Origin of the sequence: Enterococcus spodopteracolus (genome assembly GCF_030441955.1) — a bacterium.
GTDB classification, from domain to species: Bacteria; Bacillota; Bacilli; order Lactobacillales; family Enterococcaceae; genus Enterococcus_B; species Enterococcus_B spodopteracolus.
This window is the reverse complement of the sequence record NZ_JARJHD010000001.1, coordinates 449,323-466,407: the sequence shown is the minus strand read 5'-3', so window position 1 is coordinate 466,407 and position 17,085 is coordinate 449,323. Positions and strand designations below refer to the sequence as shown.

The window sequence follows — 17,085 nt, the reverse complement described above, 5'->3', positions numbered from 1 at the left end:
AAATCATCTGGCTGAAATGTAAAACGAGAATCGAAGCCTTAGCTGTCGATTCTCGTTTTCTTATATTTAAGATAAAATATTACACTTGTGATGATCAACAGAGTAGAAAAAACAAGCAACAAACCGATCATCCAGATATTACTGCCTTGATTGACGATAATCTTGTTTGAACCTCCTGTTTCCTCTATCAATCCTTCCAGTTCTTCTTTTGTATAATTAAATTTAGTTACTTTTTCTTTGCCATCAACAGTTAGAATAAACTGATATTCTCCAAACATCAATTCTGCATCACGAACTAACGGTAGATTTAGTTTTGTTTTAGTCATTGGAGTCAATGCAATTGAGCTCTCTTCAATTTCTCCTTCAGAAATGATATCCCCGTTTGGATTGATTACTTTGCATGAGCCGCTTTCCGCAAAAGTTACTGCAGGATCATTATTGGCTATATAGTAATCAAGCCTTATCACATCCTGTGAGCTCACAAACTCAAACTCATCATAAGTTTGTTCTTTTTCCCCCTCTAGTTCATCCATCTTAAGATGAAATAGGATTACTTTCTCATAGATATGAACGATATCTATAGCATCTTCATGACTTTCTTCACTTAATGTTTGAGAGAAATTCACCCCACCTAAAACTTCTCCATCAAGTTCCTCAGTCACATTGATCAAAATCGCTATCGTTTCACTTTGTTTCGCTTCAACTTTGATTTTTCCGTCTTCTAGTTCGCCATTAGCATTAGCTATCTTCACGTATTTACTAAAGTCATACTTTTCATCTAAAAGATTTTCTGTATTTTCAACATAAGTGACACTTCCCATCGTTGATATAGCAACCGATGGATAGACAGTAACATCTAAGTCCTTGTCACCTATATTTGTAATCGTAGCAGTGAACTCATAATTCTTATTAAGTTCTGGAGTAAACTGCAGATAACTTTCTCTGATCTCATATTCTTTGGGTTGCACATCCACTAGGATCGATGCAGTATCTTCCTCGGACGCCTCTACTGGTTGTATGTAAAAAAAACATCCCATCAATAAAACGAAAATAAGCGAACAGAAGTCAACTAACTTGTATTCTTTGGCTTGGCTATTTTTTGTCATTATTTCTCCTATTCATTTACTTATCAAGTATCTTAAATCTCTATATTTTGTTCTTGATATTCTTATTCCTCTTTTTCACAACAATATTTATCCTATCATCATACTTTGTATTTTGATTCATCAGAATGTTTTACTTTTCCCTGATCAATTTGAAAAGGATAAGTTTCCTTCGAGATTTTTTTATTATTTATATTTATTAAATTCATTACTCTAGCTTTAAGATAATTCTTGCTTGGACAATCGCGTTTAAATTGTCCCAATGATCCTTATTGTGAATGTCTCTAAAAAAAGCAAAATCTTGGGACTCTTCGTGGTACACAATCCCATCAGACACTAAAATATCTGCATCAGTAAAGTCAGAAGTGAAATGAATGATTTTTTTATTAAATATCGTTAGTAATTTACTTTCGATAACTGGTACATATTCCGGATGATGCAACATCGATATAGCAATAGTCACTCTTTCATTGTTTTGGATAGGTAAATAATACGAAAGAATATGTGCTAACTTGTTCGCAAATATTTGTCTATCGCCAACTTGAAAATTCCTGTTTTTGACTATTTCCAATAGTAGCTGCTTCACTTCATGGATTCTACTATTGGGACTATTTTGATTAGCCACTCCTTTTAAATTCTCGAAATAAATATTTTTGTATGCCCAACTATTGATGACACTTTCATATAAAATCACATGTTCCACATCGGAACTTATCTTATATGTTTCTGAAAATGTTTCGACGACATTCATAGAAAAATCAACGATTTCGTTATGTCTATGCTCTTTGAATTTTTTGCCTAAGACTATCTTGTCCTGCTTGCTTGTCGTTTCAGGGATGAGAAGTTGTCTACAAAAATAAAAGAATGCAACTTCTTTTTCTCTATCTTCCATGTTTCGGGTTGGTATCAACTTTGTTAGCGAGTCCTCTTCATACAGCTCTTTCATATCAGCGAATAGTTCTATTGCTGTTTTGTCCAAATCTTGTATGATATACCCACGTGACACAGCATTTTCAAGTATCGAGAATAGAATGTCATGCTTTGCTTTTGTCGTCTTCAACCTCTCGTAGTGTCCACCTACTAGGTCAATATTCACTCTTGTTTGGCTATCTGCGAAAACATTATAGGCCATGATTTGTACAAGGTAATGATATGTTCTGATAGACATCTCATTTCCTTCCAAAGAAATTGATTCAAAATTACTATTAATAGTTATTGGTATTTTTTGATAATGAAAGATATCTTTCAGTCTGCTGATCAATTTATAACTATAAGACTTACTAAACATCAACTTTTCGGAAATATCGACTACACGAGTTTTTCGGTGTTTCAAGAGATAGAGCAATAATTGAAAATAAGGTGATTCATTAAAAAACTTTTTTTTCAAATTGACAAATACTTGAAGCAACAATTCCTGATTAACGCCTTCGATTAAACCAATCGTTCCTTTTTCTAGTAAAAAGAAAGATGAAAATGTGAAATTCAATTGTTCAAAGTTTTCTTCGAGTTCAATCAGTAATATTTTCGTTTGATACATCGTTAAGTTTAATCGCTCACTTAATCTATTCAATGACAAATATTTTTCTGTCACTAGAACCTTAAACAGTTGCAACATTTCGTTTTGCTTTTTTGTTAAGTAACGGCTACTAAACGTATCCATTATATATTCCATTTCTTCTACCAACCTTCATTTTTAGAGGATTCTATACTAAGAAGAATTCATTTAGTCAGAATGTTTCATTTTTTATTTTTAGCGAACTATACCGATGTCTCCTAGTTCAACTTGCATGGCTGTTGTATTGGTCTGGCCTGTACATTTTGACTTGATTACTAAGGTAGTGAAGCTTTGATCATGTATATTTGTCTTTTTACGGAATTATTCTCTAAACCCCTTCACTTATTTCTAATAAATTTCTATTGATTAAAATTTTCTCTGTTTGCACTACTAGATTCATAAATCTGATGGACCAACCAGCCACAGCAGAAGCTTGCAACTACACGAAAGAATAAAAGAAGGAACACTGATCAGGCAATCAACAAGAGTAGTTTTCATTGATTGGATCAGCATTTCTTCTTTGAATATTCTATAGGACAGACGGATAGATGTACGTATTCTCTATTATAATCCATCTTATTCTGTCAATCTCCGCACACTTAACTCTTTATACCTGACAAGCCTTTCACAACTGAAAATAACTATTTTTTATTCGGGAGTATTATCCCCAAGGATTATTTACTTCTTGTGCTGTCAAGATGATTTTGGCGCTATCATCTCTGTTTGATCTCCATACGTAATCATTTGCATCTAAAATGACATCAAAATCTTTTTCGATCTGTACCGAACTCATGCGCATTACCTGTTGTGCTTGAAGATGTGGGTTTGAAGGTTGAATGTCTAGTCCATTTCCATATTGGTCAAGTTTTGCAAAAATATTCACAAAAACATCTTCAGATTTTGTATTATTTACTGTAGCTATCGCTTTTAAGACCTTCGTTTGTTTACGCATATCTGAATTTAAGTCAAAATCAGATAATTTGAAATCGACTTTGTCCGTTGTTCCTTCATTGAAAGTGATAGCTAGTTTTCCATCTTGGACTTCAATCGGTATTTGTTTTTCACTGACTGCCTCGGATGCGTTTACTAAGCTTGGGTTACTACCTACTAACAACAAAGTTGAGAGCATAACTATTGTGGATACTTTTTTTTTCATTGTTGGATAGCCTCCGGAATTTAATATTTTTTTCACAAAATCAGTTTACATTAAATTCCCTCATAGGGTTTATCCGAACATTCCACTCTTTTTTTAAAAACAGGATAATCTTACACAACGTTCTTTGCTACATGATAGAAACTTGTCCGGAAAGAGAGACTAGGCTCACTCCTTACCTCTATAAAAGCTCCCTATTTATCCTTTGATCAGAGTTATTAAACCTTTTAGGCGTGATATTTCAAATAAATCCATGTCCGGTAATCAAAAAAATTTCCACGATAACTTATTCTCTTGCATTCATCAAAAATAAACTTATTTATATTGGAACTGAACACTATGCGGGTTTTGTTTATATGGCAACAGATGATGATGACGTCAAAAGGGTTGGTGGTTAAATTGAGGAAGTAAGAGAAGCAGATGATAAAGAAGAAATTCTTCGGAATCGTTCGTCGTTTAGATAATCCATAGACTATAACACACTATCTAATAAAAAGAAAGCCCACATAGTTGTCGATCTTCAAGTTTCTAGGAGGTCCATTCTTGTTCTCAATCGTCTCGTTTTCATCATCCATGATAAAGACGTGATGAATTAAGAACAGCATGATTAAAGCTAATTAATCGATTTTTTGCCTAAAAAAATCCCCCACTTATATCATTGACATAAGAAGGGGATTTTTACATTCATTTAATTATTTGTTTTTTAAGTTGTAGAAAGATTTCAAACCTTTGTACTCTGCAACTTCACCAAGTTGGTCTTCGATACGTAATAATTGGTTGTATTTCGCAACACGGTCAGTACGTGATAGAGAACCTGTTTTGATTTGGCCAGCATTTGTTGCAACTGCAATATCAGAGATTGTTGAATCTTCTGTTTCACCAGAACGGTGAGAAACTACTGCAGTGTAACCAGCTTCTTTAGCCATTTCGATTGCTTCGAAAGTTTCTGTCAAAGTACCGATTTGGTTAACTTTGATAAGGATTGAGTTAGCAATTCCTTTTTCGATACCTTCAGCAAGTTTTTCAGTGTTTGTTACGAACAAGTCGTCACCCACTAATTGAACTTTGTCGCCTAGAACTTCTGTCAATTTCTTGAATCCATCCCAGTCGTTTTCGTCTAATCCATCTTCAATAGAGATGATTGGGTATTTAGATACTAATTCTTCGTAGAATTTGATCATTTCGTCAGTTGTTTTTTCGCCTTCGCCTGAATCAGCTAATACGTAAACACCTTTTTCTTTGTCGTAGAATTCTGAAGAAGCAGCGTCCATTGCAAGAACAACGTCTTTACCAGGAACATAGCCAGCTTTTTCGATTGCTTCGATGATTACTTCGAAACCTTCTTCGTTTGAACCAAGGTTAGGAGCGAATCCACCTTCGTCACCAACTGAAGTTGCTAATCCACGAGATTTCAAGATTGCAGCTAATGCATGGAATACTTCTGCACCCATACGTAGTGCTTCTTTGAATGTTGGCGCGCCAACAGGCATGATCATGAATTCTTGGAAGTCGATTGAGTTATCCGCATGTGATCCACCGTTGATGATGTTCATCATTGGAGTTGGTAATACTTTTGTGTTGAATCCGCCTAGGTAGTGGTATAAAGGTACTTCTAGGTAGTCAGCAGCTGCACGAGCAACAGCAATTGAAACACCAAGAATAGCGTTTGCACCTAATTTACCTTTGTTAGGAGTTCCGTCTAAAGCGATCATTGCTTTGTCGATAGCCATTTGGTCACGTACATCGTAGCCAATGATTGCTTCAGCAATGATGTTGTTTACGTTGTCAACAGCTTTGATTACACCTTTACCGCCATAACGAGATTTGTCTCCGTCACGTAATTCAACTGCTTCGTATTCACCAGTTGAAGCACCTGAAGGAACCATTCCACGGCCGAAAGCACCGCTTTCTGTGTATACTTCTACTTCGATTGTTGGGTTACCGCGTGAGTCTAGAATCTCGCGAGCGTAAACATCAGTAATAATTGACATGTTTTGTCTCTCCTTTGAGTTTGGTTTTTTCCTAAGGGATTTCCCTCATATACGATTTTAGTTAATTTTGTGTCTTTGTGCAAACATTTCTTGCATTTTTCACAAATTTTCAATAATTATTTTACAGCATCAAGTAATGCTAAGAATGAATCCGCTTCTAAGCTAGCTCCGCCAACTAATGCGCCATCCACATTTTCTTTTGCCATATATTCAGCAATGTTCTCAGGTTTTACAGAACCACCGTATTGGATACGAACTGCTTCTGATACCTCTTTGCCGTAAAGTTTTTCAACTGTTTGACGTACCACGCCACAGATTTCGTCAGCGATTTCAGCATCTGCTGATTTACCTGTGCCGATTGCCCAGATTGGTTCGTAAGCAATAACTAGATTACTTACTTGACCTTCTGTTAAGCCTTCAAGACCAGCAGTGATTTGTCCTTCGATCCACTCAGCAGTTTTGCCTGCTTCATATGTTTCTAATGACTCGCCACAGCAAAGAATTGGGATCATACCGTTTGCGAAGATTGCTTTCGCTTTTTTGTTGATATCTTCGTCAGTTTCGTGGAAATATTCACGACGCTCAGAGTGACCGATGATCACATATTGTACACCTAGATCAGCTAAAGCTGCTGGTGATGTTTCACCAGTGAATGCACCTGAGTTTTCCCAGTAAGAGTTTTGTGCAGCAATTTTCAATTCTGTACCTTCAGCTGAAGCCATTAATTCTTGTAAAAATAAGGCAGGAGATCCAATAACTGAATCTACTTTATCATTTGAAGGGATCTTGTTTTTTACTGCTTCTGCAAAATCTTTTGCTTCAGATGCAGTTTTGTTCATTTTCCAGTTACCAGCGATAATTGGTTTACGCATGATATGCACTCCTATTCAGAATATAAGAGGACTACAGATTTAAGCAATCTGTAGATGGTCCTCTCACCATTTTATTTATTCGTTGATTTTATGCTTATTTGTCGTTGATTGCAGCTAGGCCAGGTAATTCTTTTCCTTCAAGCAATTCTAAACTTGCACCGCCACCTGTTGAGATGTGGGTGAATTTATCTGCAAAACCTAATTGTTCCGCAGCTGCTGCAGAGTCACCGCCACCGATGATTGTTGTAGCACCTTCAAGGTTAGCGATTGCTTCACAAACACCGATCGTACCTTTAGCGAAGTTACTCATTTCGAATACCCCCATTGGTCCATTCCATACAACTGTTTTCGCTCCTTGCAATGTATCAGCAAATAGTTTAACAGAAGCAGGGCCGATGTCTAATGCCATCAAGCCTTCAGGAATGTCGCCTTCGATGACTTGTGTTTCCACATCATTTGAAAATTCAGGCGCACAAACGTTGTCGATCGGTAAAACTAATTTGTCGCCAGCTTTTTCGATCAATTCTTTTGCTAAAGCTACTTTATCCGCTTCAACTAAAGAGTTACCGATCTTGATGCCTTTTGCTTCGTAGAATGTGTAAGTCATTCCGCCGCCGATCAAGATTTTGTCTGCTTTAGGAATCAAGTTTTCGATAACACCGATTTTATCTGAAACTTTCGCTCCACCTAAGATCGCGATCATCGGACGTTTTGGTTCTTCAACAGCTTCGCCGATGAACTTGATTTCTTTATCCATTAAGAATCCAGCAACTGTTGGGATACCTGTTGAAGCGATCCCTACGTTAGAAGCGTGCGCGCGGTGAGCTGTACCAAATGCATCATTGACGAATACATCGCCTAAAGAAGCCCAGTATTTACCTAGATCAGCATCATTTTTGCTTTCTTTTTTGCCGTCGATGTCTTCAAAACGAGTGTTTTCAAAAACAACTACGTCGCCATCTTTCATGTCAGCAATTGCTTTTTCCAATTCTGAACCACGAGTTTCAGGAACAAAAGTTACTTCTTTACCTAGCAATTCGCCTAAACGTTTCGCAACTGGTGCTAAAGATTTTCCTTCTTTATCTTCTTCTGTTTTTACACGTCCAAGGTGAGAGAAAAGAATCGCTTTTCCGCCTTGTTCCAACACGTAATTGATTGTTGGCAATGCCGCTTTGATACGTGTATCATCAGTAATGACGCCGTCTTTCAAAGGAACATTGAAGTCAACACGGACAAGGACTTTTTTATCTTTTAAATCAATATCTTTGACTGTTTTCTTAGCCATTTGATTTCCTCCTAAATAAACATCTTATCAAAAAAAGCGGAGAAGCGCGATTGCTTCCCCGCTTTTAAGTGTACATGGATATAGGTTACACTTGTACGCTTTATCTTATAAGTTAGCGAAGTATTCTAAAGTACGTACTAATTGTGCAGTGTATGACATTTCGTTGTCGTACCAAGCAACAGTTTTAACCAATTGTTTGTCGCCAACAGTCATTACTTTTGTTTGAGTAGCATCAAATAATGAACCGTAAGTCATACCAACGATATCTGAAGAAACGATTTCGTCTGTGTTGTAACCGTATGATTCGTTTGCTGCTTCTTTCATTGCTGCATTTACTTCATCAACTGTTACGTTTTTATCAAGAACTGTAACTAATTCTGTTAATGAACCAGTTGCGACTGGTACACGTTGAGCAGCTCCGTCTAATTTTCCGTTCAATTCAGGGATTACTAAACCAATTGCTTTAGCAGCACCTGTTGAGTTAGGAACGATGTTTGCAGCAGCAGCGCGTGCACGGCGGAAGTCACCTTTAGGATGAGGTCCGTCAAGAGTCATTTGGTCACCTGTGTAAGCGTGGATAGTTGTCATTAATCCTTCAACCACACCAAATTTGTCGTTCAATGTTTTAGCCATAGGTGCTAAACAGTTAGTTGTACATGAAGCACCAGAGATAACTGTTTCTTTACCAGTTAATGTTTCATGGTTTGTGTTGTAAACGATTGTTGGTACATCATTTCCACCAGGAGCTGAGATAACAACACGTTTAGCACCAGCTGTTAAATGTTTTTCAGCAGCTGATTTTGAAGTGAAGAAACCAGTACATTCTAGAACGATGTCTACGCCTAGCTCGCCCCAAGGTAATTCTTCAGGGTTACGGTTAGCTAATACTTTAACTTCTTTTCCGTTTACGTTGAATGAACCTTCGTGAACTTCAACTGTTCCGTTGAAACGTCCTTGAGTTGTATCGTATTTTAACAAGTGTGCCAACATTTTAGCATCTGTCAAATCGTTGATTGCTACTACTTCGATTCCATCTACATCTTGGATACGACGGAACGCTAGACGTCCAATACGTCCAAAACCATTAATACCTACTTTAACTGTCATTTAAGATTTCCTCCTTATGAAAATCAAAAAAATATTTATTTTAAAGGGATACCCCTTTTAAAATCTCATTAGCAGCGGCTTCATCTGTGATGAGCCACGTTTGTTTTGGTGCATTATTCATATACGCTCGAATTGCTTTGGCTTTGGCTTTCCCTCCTGCAACTGCAAGAATGATCGGGACCTTGGCTAAGTCTTTTAATTCGATACCGATTCGTGGGACTTTATAAACAACTTCTCCTTTTTCATTGAAGAAATAGCCAAAAGATTCCGCAACGGCATTGGCTTGTTTCAACATCAGCAATTCTTCTTCATTCATTTTTCGTCGCGCTGCCATGTGCAACGCCCGTCCAATACTATGAATAACACAATTTGCCTCACTTATCAAGTTTAACACTTCTTGTATAGACGGCTCATTGAGTAGTGAATTGTAAGTAGCCAAGCTTAATTGTTCCGGCACATATAATGCTCGGTGTTTTCCATTTGCCTTTGTAGCCATTCTAGCACTGACTGAGTTCGCTTGTACAGTAATCGCCTCACCGATCCCACCTCTTGCGGGTACAAACAAGTTATGGCGTTTACTATTTTCTAAGCTGGTCAGTTGCTCTGCGACGATCGCCATCGTTGTTCCTCCCATGACTGCAATGATATTGTCACCTTCTGGAAGTAATAGGTTTAAAGATTCGTCTAAGGCTTCGCCAAAAGCATCTGCTACTTTTGGTTGTTGTTCACTGTTTCCAGAAACAACGATACAGCGCTGATTACCAAAATACTCAGATAGTTTCATTTCAATCTGATGCATTCCTAAAAGTTGGTCCATAAAGCTTTCGAGGCTTTGATAGACTTCTTCACCTTTTTTTGTCAGCGTCATACCACTTTTAGAGGCGTTGATCAGTTCAAGTTGTTTGAGCAAATCCGTTTCAGTTCGTAAAACACGTTCGGTCATGCCCATGCTTTCCGATAAACTACGACGACCAATTGGCTGCATCCAGTAAATATTGCGCAAAATCTTATAGCGTTCTTGCAAAACATCCATGATGTCTGGCGCAACAGCTTCAATCAGTTTCAATTCATCTAACATAGCGATCTCCTTAGCTGGACATTTTTCGTCCAATGTAGACTCCAAACGACCCATGTGATCTAAAAAAATAAATCGGACTTTCCAACCTGCATGTTTTCTACTAGGAAAATCTCAACCTCACATGACATAGTCTAACAGTTTTGTCCGTATTTATCAACAAAAAAAGACTAGAAAAATGTTTAAGATTCTTCCAGTCTCCTGTTCAATTATTTATCATACCGTTTTCTTTTCGATGAACTAGGGATTCCTAACAAGTCACGATATTTAGCGACTGTTCGTCGAGAAATCGAAATTTTGTCATTTTTCAGTAGTTCTACTAATTTTTGGTCAGATAATGGTTTGCTTTTATCTTCCGCATCCACTAGTTCTTGGACTTTTTTCTTTGCGGTATCTGCTGATAGATCTTCAGTACTCTCTGCATTTGTAGGTTGGAGTCTCGTCGTAAAGAACTTTTTCAATTCGAAGACACCAAAATCGGTTTCAAGATACTTGCCATTGACTGCTCGACTGACCGTTGATTCGTGGACGTCGATTTCTTCTGCAACCTCTTTTAAGGTCAATGGGCGGATCGGTCGTGCGACATTTGTAAAGAATTCTTTTTGCCGAGAAACAATGATTTGCGCCACGCGCATGATCGTATCACCACGTTGCAAAATCGTTTTTTGCAGCCACTCAAATTCTTGTTTTCGTTCTTTCAAATAGGCTTGAGTCTCTTTATCTGCTTTTTTTTGCATCTGTTGAAAATAAGCTTCTTGAAAACGTACATTCGGTTGGTTGCCTCGATTTGAGATGACTTGGACTTCTTCATCTGTTACGACAACTTTAACATCGGGGATGATATACAAACCGCTACTATGGTCAAAGACTCGTCCAGGGCTTGGACTAAGGGTTTGGATATAGTCAAAGATCCGTTGTACATCGCTTAATGGAATTGCAAAATGTTGGGCGATCTCTTTCCATTTGCGTTCGACTAATTGATCAAACCATTCTTCCAAGACAATGTAAGCCAATTCGGGAGCATAATCGTCTCGTTCAGTTTGTAACATCAAACATTCTTGTAAACTTCGCGCCCCAACACCTGCTGGCTCTAACTGCTGGATCAACGTCAATGCGTCAAGCATTTGGATCGGCGTCGCATTCGTTTGTTGGATGGCGTCTTCTAAAGAAATAGTCAAAAAACCATTCAGGTCGATATATTCAATCAAATATAAAATCAACTTACGTAAAAAAGTATCTCGGTAATTCAAATGGACTTGTTCGATCAACGATTCAAACAGAGAGCCTGTTGTATCAGGGATTTGATTCAAGTAGCTCGTTTCTTCTCCCTCATAACTGGCATTACGTTTTTGGTAATCGGGTTGCCAATCCGGTTCGATCACTTCTACTAAGGGGTTTTCCAATGCCTGATTTTCAACAAAAGCCAGTAGCTCTTCGCTGTTATACTGCAAGACTTGGATGGACTGTTGGAGCTGTTGTGTCATGGCAAGTTTTTGTGTTTGTTGTTGTTTTTGTGAAAAATTTTGTTCAAATTTCATTTTTTTGTCCATTCCCCTTGTAATTTATTTTTGATTTCGATACAATTGTTGCAGTGCTTGCGTCCTTAGTGTAGTGGATATCACGTAAGATTCCGGTTCTTGAGACGGGGGTTCGATTCCCTCAGGACGCGTCTATTGTTATCTTAGCATATTTGCAAGGATTTTGCTTTCAAAATTCTAAGAAAAAAGCGGTTTTCCTATCTAGGAAAACTGCTTTTTTTGATCTCTTCATGGGATTTCAAAAAGTAAACCAATCTTCTATGTAACTAGAGTAGAAATGATTCGTTAAAGGTCCAGGATTATAGCGCTCTGTCACTCCATCACCTTGACGAAGCGTTTAACCGTTTCTTAAAGCGGCTGTTTTTTTATCGTAAAAATCGCCATTGACGATATAAAATAGCCGGTTAGGGTCTTCCAAATAAACAAAGACATCTCCTGAAAAATGTTTCTCTAAACCTTGGTTGTTTGCTCTCAGTTGGACGACTAAAATCGACTTGATTGCTCGGAAATTTCCACCTTCACTCGTTTCACAGTATAACAATAAACTTGGTTGGTACACTCGATTGACAGTTATGTTTTGAGAAAAGACACGGTGGATTGCTCCATTATGTATTGCGCTTTGCACCATTTACCCAGTATAGCCGAGCTGTTTTTTAGCTTCTTCTTCGGTTAGTTGATATTCTCTCGAAATGACACGAAGCTGTTGCTGAAAGTCCAACTTACTGGATAATGTACGATATGTATTTTTTTCATTTTGCGTGGAAAGATTTAAAGAGGTTTGCTCTTGTGGTGATGAATGGACCAAGAAAAACAACCCAAGTAAAATCACAAGAAAACCGATTACTTTTATTCGTATTGACTTTTTCATTGATTACTCCTATTTATTTGTTATTCTTCCGTCCATAATCTTAATCGGAAATAGCCAATGAAACAAAGAGTTTTTTATTTTCTTACTTAATACATCACCTGTTTCCTCAAGAGATCTCAACAGCAGTGTTTAGCCTAGCGAAATAAAGCCACTAACCACATAAATGTTTCTTCAAATTTTTGTGGTTAGTGGCTTTATTTCCAAACCAGTTACTTCTATTCCTGCTATTTAAACGATTTCAAGCAGTATAAGAGGACTAATGTCCCATGCTCTTTCATTTTTTGTCAATCATAAGGGACGTAATCTTCGTAACTTTCTTCGTTATTCAATGCTTCATTTTCAATAAAATAGTTCATACCACCCATTAGTTCCGAACTCATTGGTCCGTTTAAAGATAAATCATGACGTTCAATCATTTCTCGGTATTCATCTGCACTGATCACCGCACCGGTTTTCAAGCTTTTGTATTGCTTCGGAGTTTCCTCCACTTCCTGATCCAACTTTGAAAAATCTGTTTCTTTGTATGTCACGAAATAGCCATGAGAAAGTTTCCGTTTGACTACTTCATTGCATTCAGGACAGCGGATCGGCATTTCTTTTTCTCGATGCTTCACAATGTGACGTACTTCATTATAATAGAATTTGGTCTGACAATTGGGACATTTTAATTGATCATCTAACATATCGATCGTCTCCTTTTGTATTTGATTGTCCTGTCTCGGTTTCACTTTCATCATACTCTTTTTTACAGCAAATGAAAAAAGATTCGCTGACATCACGTGATGCTTTTTTCTAAATCATTTCTAGAAGTCACAAAAGTATAACTTCAACACTAAGACAGCACTTTTGGTTTTCTAGTTGACGTTCTGCTTTACTCTGTACGACTTTCTTCTTTTGTTGAAAGACAAAAAAAAACTGCAAGGTTACTTTTATCAGTAACTTGCAGTTTTATGTGGTTTCCCTCACTTACTCTTCTGGGAAATCTTCGTCTTCGAACTCTTCATCTTCTTCGTCATCATCGTCTTCGATAATGCTTAGATCTTCTTCAATGTTCCCTGGGATTTCTTCTTCATCATCACCAGTATCCGCACCGATTTCTTGTAAGTCAGAGTTGTATGCAGCGATTTCTTCATCATCGTCATCTTCGTCTTCAAATAGATCATCATCGTCTTCCTCAGACAAATCAGTATCTTCTGGGTCGTCATCATTATAATCGATGGCATCTTCGTCATCATTGATAAAGGCATTGACTTTTTTGCGTTTACGACGACGTGGTGTATCCTCGTCTTCTTCGTCGATTCCATGGTTGACTTCTTCATCGATCGAATCGATGGCGTACCATGAACGCAAGCCCCAACGATTGTCGCCTAATGAAATAAAGCTACCGTCAATATTTAAGTCAGTATAAAATTGTGCGAGTGAATCACGAATGTCACTATCTGATTTGCCAAGATAAGTTTGGATCTCATTTGCTAAATCAGAAAAGTCCATCACATCACCACGCTGCTCTAAGATCGCGTGTGCGACTTCGATCATTGATAATTCGTTTTTGTTTGCACCTTCAAATACACTAATTTCCAATCAGGACACGTCCTTTCACAGTCTACTCCTTATCATACAAAATCACAGGTAAAAAATCAAACGTTTCTTTGCTATTTTATGCAGTAAAATCTAAGACCATCTCATATTCACCTATTTTTTCTACACCCATGAATAAATCGTACTCAATCATGACTTTGCCAGCGGTTGGTCGATCTTTTAGACTGACGTGTAATTCCTTCGTGAATGTATCGACTTGGATCATTCCGTAAGGGGTACGATAATGTGTCTCCAAGCGCTCACGATAGGCAAATTTCAAACGCATACGCATTTCACCAGCACGAATCAATTGAACGTGCCCATCCGGCATGATCTTAATCGTGACAGGAACTTCTTCCTGTCCTTCTTGGATCTCTTTATAGCGTATGTATAAGGTATCGCCAATTTTGACCATCTGTCCTTTCAGATCAAAATAAAAATCTTGTTGCTCTCCTTGTTGTTTCACTTTTGTACGTAATTGTATCGAAATCGGTAATCCAGATCGTTCCATTTGACATTCTCCTTTTCTCATAGCTACATTGTTCCCACTTTCCACTGATTTGTCAACCGACAGGTCTAAAGAGCGGATAACTTTTTTCCTCTCTTCTTTAATATTTTGGAGTATAATGAAGGAAGTGGGCGTGATACTCCTATATATTCTAACAATTTGGGGGCTGTGATATGATCCTCTCGTCCCACCTAAGTTTGAATTAAAGGTATGTAAAGCACCCCTGCTCAAACAGATTTAACTAGGAGCTGAGTACATGACATCCATTATTTTGGATCAAGAAGTCTATCACACAAATGATTTTTCTCCGTTTGCTTTAACGGATATTTTAACAGAGAATTCGAAAAAAAAGCAACAAACTTTTCTGCATTTTTGGCAATATCAACAGACAGTTATTCTTGGTATGAAAGATACTCGGACATCCTTTTTAGCTGATGGGATAAAGGCTATCCAAGATGCAGGATTTACACCGGTGATCCGCAATGCCGGTGGACTAGGTGTCGTTTCAGACCGAGGGATTTTGAATATCTCGTTGATTTTCCCACAAGAAGATGAGAACAAAATCTCGATCGATGAAGGCTACGAAAAAATGCTCGCTTTGACTCGCCAAGCTTTTCCTGTTTACGCAGACAAAATAAAAGCCTATGAAATCAAAGACTCATACTGTCCAGGTACATATGATCTTAGTATTGACGGTAAAAAATTTGCGGGGATTGCCCAACGTCGAATCAAAAACGGGATTTCAGTCATGATGTATCTTAGCGTGAATGGCGACCAAGAAAGACGTGGCGAGTTGATGCGACGATTTTATCAACAAGCATTGAAAGAACAATTTGGTACTGATGGCTACCCTGCCGTTAGACCAACAAGTATGGCGACATTAGAGGAATTATTCGATACGTCCTTGACTATCGTTCAAGTAAAAGATTCGTTTATCAAGGCATTTGATACAATGTATCCAACAAGTATTTCAATGGACTCTGACGCTTGGCAAGAAGCCAATGTCTTACCAGATAAGTGGCAAACACAAATCGAGCGCATGAACCAACGAAATGCACTAAAGGAGCTGGCTTATGACAACACCTTATAAATATAAAATGTTACCGATGGAAAAAGTCTTTAGAGATCCGGTGCATAACTACATCCACGTGCAACATCAAGTGATCTTAGACTTGATCAATTCGAAAGAAGTCCAGCGATTACGGCGGATCAAGCAACTCGGCACTTCGTCATTTACTTTCCATGGCGCAGAACATAGCCGTTTCACTCATTCACTCGGTGTATATGAAATCTCCCGACGCATCTGTGATATTTTTTCAAGAAATTTCTCAATAGAAAAAATTGGTCCTTCTGGTTGGGATGATCGTGAACGTTTAGTCACTTTGTGTGCTGCCTTACTCCATGATATTGGCCATGGGCCTTATTCACATACCTTTGAACATATTTTCCAGACCAATCATGAAGCAATCACTGTAGAGATCATTACTTCGCCAGAAACGGAAGTCTATCAGATTTTGAATCGTGTCGAAGAAGGTTTTCCTGAGAAAGTGGCTAGTGTGATCCAAAAAACGTATCCAAATCCACAAGTCGTCCAAATGATTTCTAGCCAAATCGATGCCGATCGCATGGATTACCTTTTACGCGATGCCTACTTTACAGGTACAGAATATGGTACGTTCGATTTGACAAGGATTTTGCGTGTGATTCGCCCCTATCAAGGTGGAATCGCCTTTTCCATGAATGGGATGCACGCAGTAGAGGATTATATCGTCAGTCGCTATCAGATGTATGTCCAAGTATACTTTCATCCAGTTTCTCGGGGAATGGAAGTCGTCTTAGAGCATCTGCTGCATCGTGCCCATGAACTTTATCACCAAAATGATGATAGTTTTGCACGTCATTCACAGTTACTGTTGCCATTTTTAGATGGCACATTTAGTTTAGATGAGTACTTAAAGCTGGATGATGGCGTCTTAAATACGTGTTTCAGTCAATGGACGGATTCATCTGATCCAATCCTTAGTGACTTAGCCAAACGCTTCTTAAATCGTAAACCATTGAAATCAGCGATGTTTTCTGGTGATCGTCAGTCACCACTGATTGCTGAATTGACCTCTTTGGTCGAAAAAGTTGGCTACAATCCAAACTATTATACAGCCATCAATTCAAGCTATGACCTGCCTTATGATTTTTACCGTCCAGAAGAAGGCAGACATCGCACACAAATCGAAATCTTGCGAAATGACGGAACTTTGATAGAATTATCAGAGGTCAGTCAATTAGTTGCTGCACTCGCAGGGCAAGAACAAGGAGATGAACGCTTCTTCTTTCCGAAAGAAATGGTCGATCCTACCTTGCGTAATCACTATGATCTTTTTGATGAAACCTACCAAGAATTTGCGCGTCATATCCATAATGGCGCATTGATTGAAGAAATAAACTAACTAAGGAG

The 17,085-nt window shown here is 38.0% G+C and carries 16 protein-coding genes and 1 tRNA gene; 3 read left to right on the top strand and 14 right to left on the bottom strand.

Going from position 1 to position 17,085, the window contains the following annotated elements:
* Positions 1–38: 38 nt before the first annotated feature.
* The 9 genes from P3R27_RS02200 to rpoN form a co-directional block, all read right to left on the bottom strand.
* On the bottom strand, positions 39–1,106 hold the full coding sequence (locus P3R27_RS02200; RefSeq protein WP_034687467.1) for a WxL protein peptidoglycan domain-containing protein: 1,068 nt from the start codon (positions 1,104–1,106) through the stop codon (positions 39–41).
* Positions 1,107–1,311: 205 nt separating this feature from the next.
* Positions 1,312–2,775 (bottom strand): helix-turn-helix domain-containing protein, encoded by a 1,464-nt coding sequence (locus P3R27_RS02195; protein ID WP_126134237.1) that lies wholly within the window; start codon positions 2,773–2,775, stop codon positions 1,312–1,314.
* Positions 2,776–3,319: 544 nt separating this feature from the next.
* A complete protein-coding gene (locus P3R27_RS02190; protein WP_034687472.1) occupies positions 3,320–3,814 on the bottom strand; it encodes a hypothetical protein in 495 nt (164 codons plus the stop codon).
* A gap of 689 nt (positions 3,815–4,503) precedes the next feature.
* Positions 4,504–5,802 (bottom strand): phosphopyruvate hydratase, encoded by a 1,299-nt coding sequence (gene eno / locus P3R27_RS02185; RefSeq protein WP_010734865.1) that lies wholly within the window; start codon positions 5,800–5,802, stop codon positions 4,504–4,506.
* Positions 5,803–5,918: 116 nt separating this feature from the next.
* Positions 5,919–6,674, bottom strand: coding sequence for a triose-phosphate isomerase (gene tpiA, locus P3R27_RS02180; protein ID WP_019723102.1), 756 nt, complete (start codon positions 6,672–6,674; stop codon positions 5,919–5,921).
* 94 nt (positions 6,675–6,768) lie between these two features.
* Positions 6,769–7,959, bottom strand: a complete 1,191-nt coding sequence (locus P3R27_RS02175; protein ID WP_034687474.1) for a phosphoglycerate kinase — start codon at positions 7,957–7,959, stop codon at positions 6,769–6,771.
* Positions 7,960–8,064: 105 nt separating this feature from the next.
* Positions 8,065–9,066 (bottom strand): type I glyceraldehyde-3-phosphate dehydrogenase, encoded by a 1,002-nt coding sequence (gap, locus tag P3R27_RS02170; protein ID WP_034687475.1) that lies wholly within the window; start codon positions 9,064–9,066, stop codon positions 8,065–8,067.
* Between the two features lie 40 nt (positions 9,067–9,106).
* Positions 9,107–10,198 (bottom strand): sugar-binding transcriptional regulator, encoded by a 1,092-nt coding sequence (locus tag P3R27_RS02165; protein WP_200868945.1) that lies wholly within the window; start codon positions 10,196–10,198, stop codon positions 9,107–9,109.
* A gap of 152 nt (positions 10,199–10,350) precedes the next feature.
* The gene (rpoN, locus tag P3R27_RS02160; RefSeq protein WP_126134238.1) at positions 10,351–11,679 is read right to left on the bottom strand and encodes an RNA polymerase factor sigma-54; all 1,329 of its coding nucleotides are present in this window, start codon (positions 11,677–11,679) and stop codon (positions 10,351–10,353) included.
* Between the two features lie 59 nt (positions 11,680–11,738).
* On the opposite strand from rpoN, the gene P3R27_RS02155 reads away from it, so the two are divergent.
* Positions 11,739–11,810: transfer RNA gene (locus tag P3R27_RS02155), tRNA-Arg, on the top strand.
* A 206-nt stretch (positions 11,811–12,016) separates the two neighbouring features.
* Here the strand turns inward: P3R27_RS02155 and P3R27_RS02150 are convergent.
* The 5 genes from P3R27_RS02150 to P3R27_RS02130 all read right to left on the bottom strand — a co-directional run bounded on the left by P3R27_RS02150 (position 12,017) and on the right by P3R27_RS02130 (position 14,636).
* On the bottom strand, positions 12,017–12,304 hold the full coding sequence (locus P3R27_RS02150; protein ID WP_235186274.1) for a hypothetical protein: 288 nt from the start codon (positions 12,302–12,304) through the stop codon (positions 12,017–12,019).
* 3 nt (positions 12,305–12,307) lie between these two features.
* A complete protein-coding gene (locus P3R27_RS02145; RefSeq protein WP_235186279.1) occupies positions 12,308–12,547 on the bottom strand; it encodes a hypothetical protein in 240 nt (79 codons plus the stop codon).
* Positions 12,548–12,831: 284 nt separating this feature from the next.
* A complete protein-coding gene (locus P3R27_RS02140; protein WP_235186280.1) occupies positions 12,832–13,275 on the bottom strand; it encodes a hypothetical protein in 444 nt (147 codons plus the stop codon).
* A gap of 238 nt (positions 13,276–13,513) precedes the next feature.
* On the bottom strand, positions 13,514–14,128 hold the full coding sequence (gene rpoE / locus P3R27_RS02135; RefSeq protein WP_034687482.1) for a DNA-directed RNA polymerase subunit delta: 615 nt from the start codon (positions 14,126–14,128) through the stop codon (positions 13,514–13,516).
* Positions 14,129–14,204: 76 nt separating this feature from the next.
* Entirely contained in the window at positions 14,205–14,636 is a 432-nt protein-coding gene (locus tag P3R27_RS02130) for a YwiB family protein (RefSeq protein WP_034687484.1), read from the bottom strand.
* A gap of 253 nt (positions 14,637–14,889) precedes the next feature.
* Here P3R27_RS02130 and P3R27_RS02125 point away from each other — a divergent pair, with 253 nt between their 5' ends.
* Entirely contained in the window at positions 14,890–15,723 is an 834-nt protein-coding gene (locus tag P3R27_RS02125) for a lipoate--protein ligase family protein (RefSeq protein ID WP_034687485.1), read from the top strand.
* Positions 15,707–17,077: an HD domain-containing protein gene (locus P3R27_RS02120; RefSeq protein WP_034687487.1), complete on the top strand. Its 1,371-nt coding sequence runs from the start codon at positions 15,707–15,709 to the stop codon at positions 17,075–17,077. The genes P3R27_RS02125 and P3R27_RS02120 overlap by 17 nt, the downstream gene beginning before the upstream one ends.
* Positions 17,078–17,085: the final 8 nt, after the last annotated feature.

Bases quoted from the DNA above. Each gene is read 5' to 3' on its own strand.
- gap (WP_034687475.1), bottom strand. From the start codon at position 9,066: ATGACAGTTAAAGTAGGTATTAATGGTTTTGGACGTATTGGACGTCTA.
- P3R27_RS02145 (WP_235186279.1), bottom strand. From the start codon at position 12,547: ATGAAAAAGTCAATACGAATAAAAGTAATCGGTTTTCTTGTGATTTTA.
- P3R27_RS02195 (WP_126134237.1), bottom strand. From the start codon at position 2,775: ATGGAATATATAATGGATACGTTTAGTAGCCGTTACTTAACAAAAAAG.
- eno (WP_010734865.1), bottom strand. From the start codon at position 5,802: ATGTCAATTATTACTGATGTTTACGCTCGCGAGATTCTAGACTCACGC.
- P3R27_RS02125 (WP_034687485.1), top strand. From the start codon at position 14,890: ATGACATCCATTATTTTGGATCAAGAAGTCTATCACACAAATGATTTT.
- P3R27_RS02130 (WP_034687484.1), bottom strand. From the start codon at position 14,636: ATGGAACGATCTGGATTACCGATTTCGATACAATTACGTACAAAAGTG.
- P3R27_RS02120 (WP_034687487.1), top strand. From the start codon at position 15,707: ATGACAACACCTTATAAATATAAAATGTTACCGATGGAAAAAGTCTTT.
- tpiA (WP_019723102.1), bottom strand. From the start codon at position 6,674: ATGCGTAAACCAATTATCGCTGGTAACTGGAAAATGAACAAAACTGCA.
- rpoN (WP_126134238.1), bottom strand. From the start codon at position 11,679: ATGAAATTTGAACAAAATTTTTCACAAAAACAACAACAAACACAAAAA.
- P3R27_RS02165 (WP_200868945.1), bottom strand. From the start codon at position 10,198: ATGGGTCGTTTGGAGTCTACATTGGACGAAAAATGTCCAGCTAAGGAG.
- P3R27_RS02200 (WP_034687467.1), bottom strand. From the start codon at position 1,106: ATGACAAAAAATAGCCAAGCCAAAGAATACAAGTTAGTTGACTTCTGT.
- P3R27_RS02175 (WP_034687474.1), bottom strand. From the start codon at position 7,959: ATGGCTAAGAAAACAGTCAAAGATATTGATTTAAAAGATAAAAAAGTC.
- P3R27_RS02190 (WP_034687472.1), bottom strand. From the start codon at position 3,814: ATGAAAAAAAAAGTATCCACAATAGTTATGCTCTCAACTTTGTTGTTA.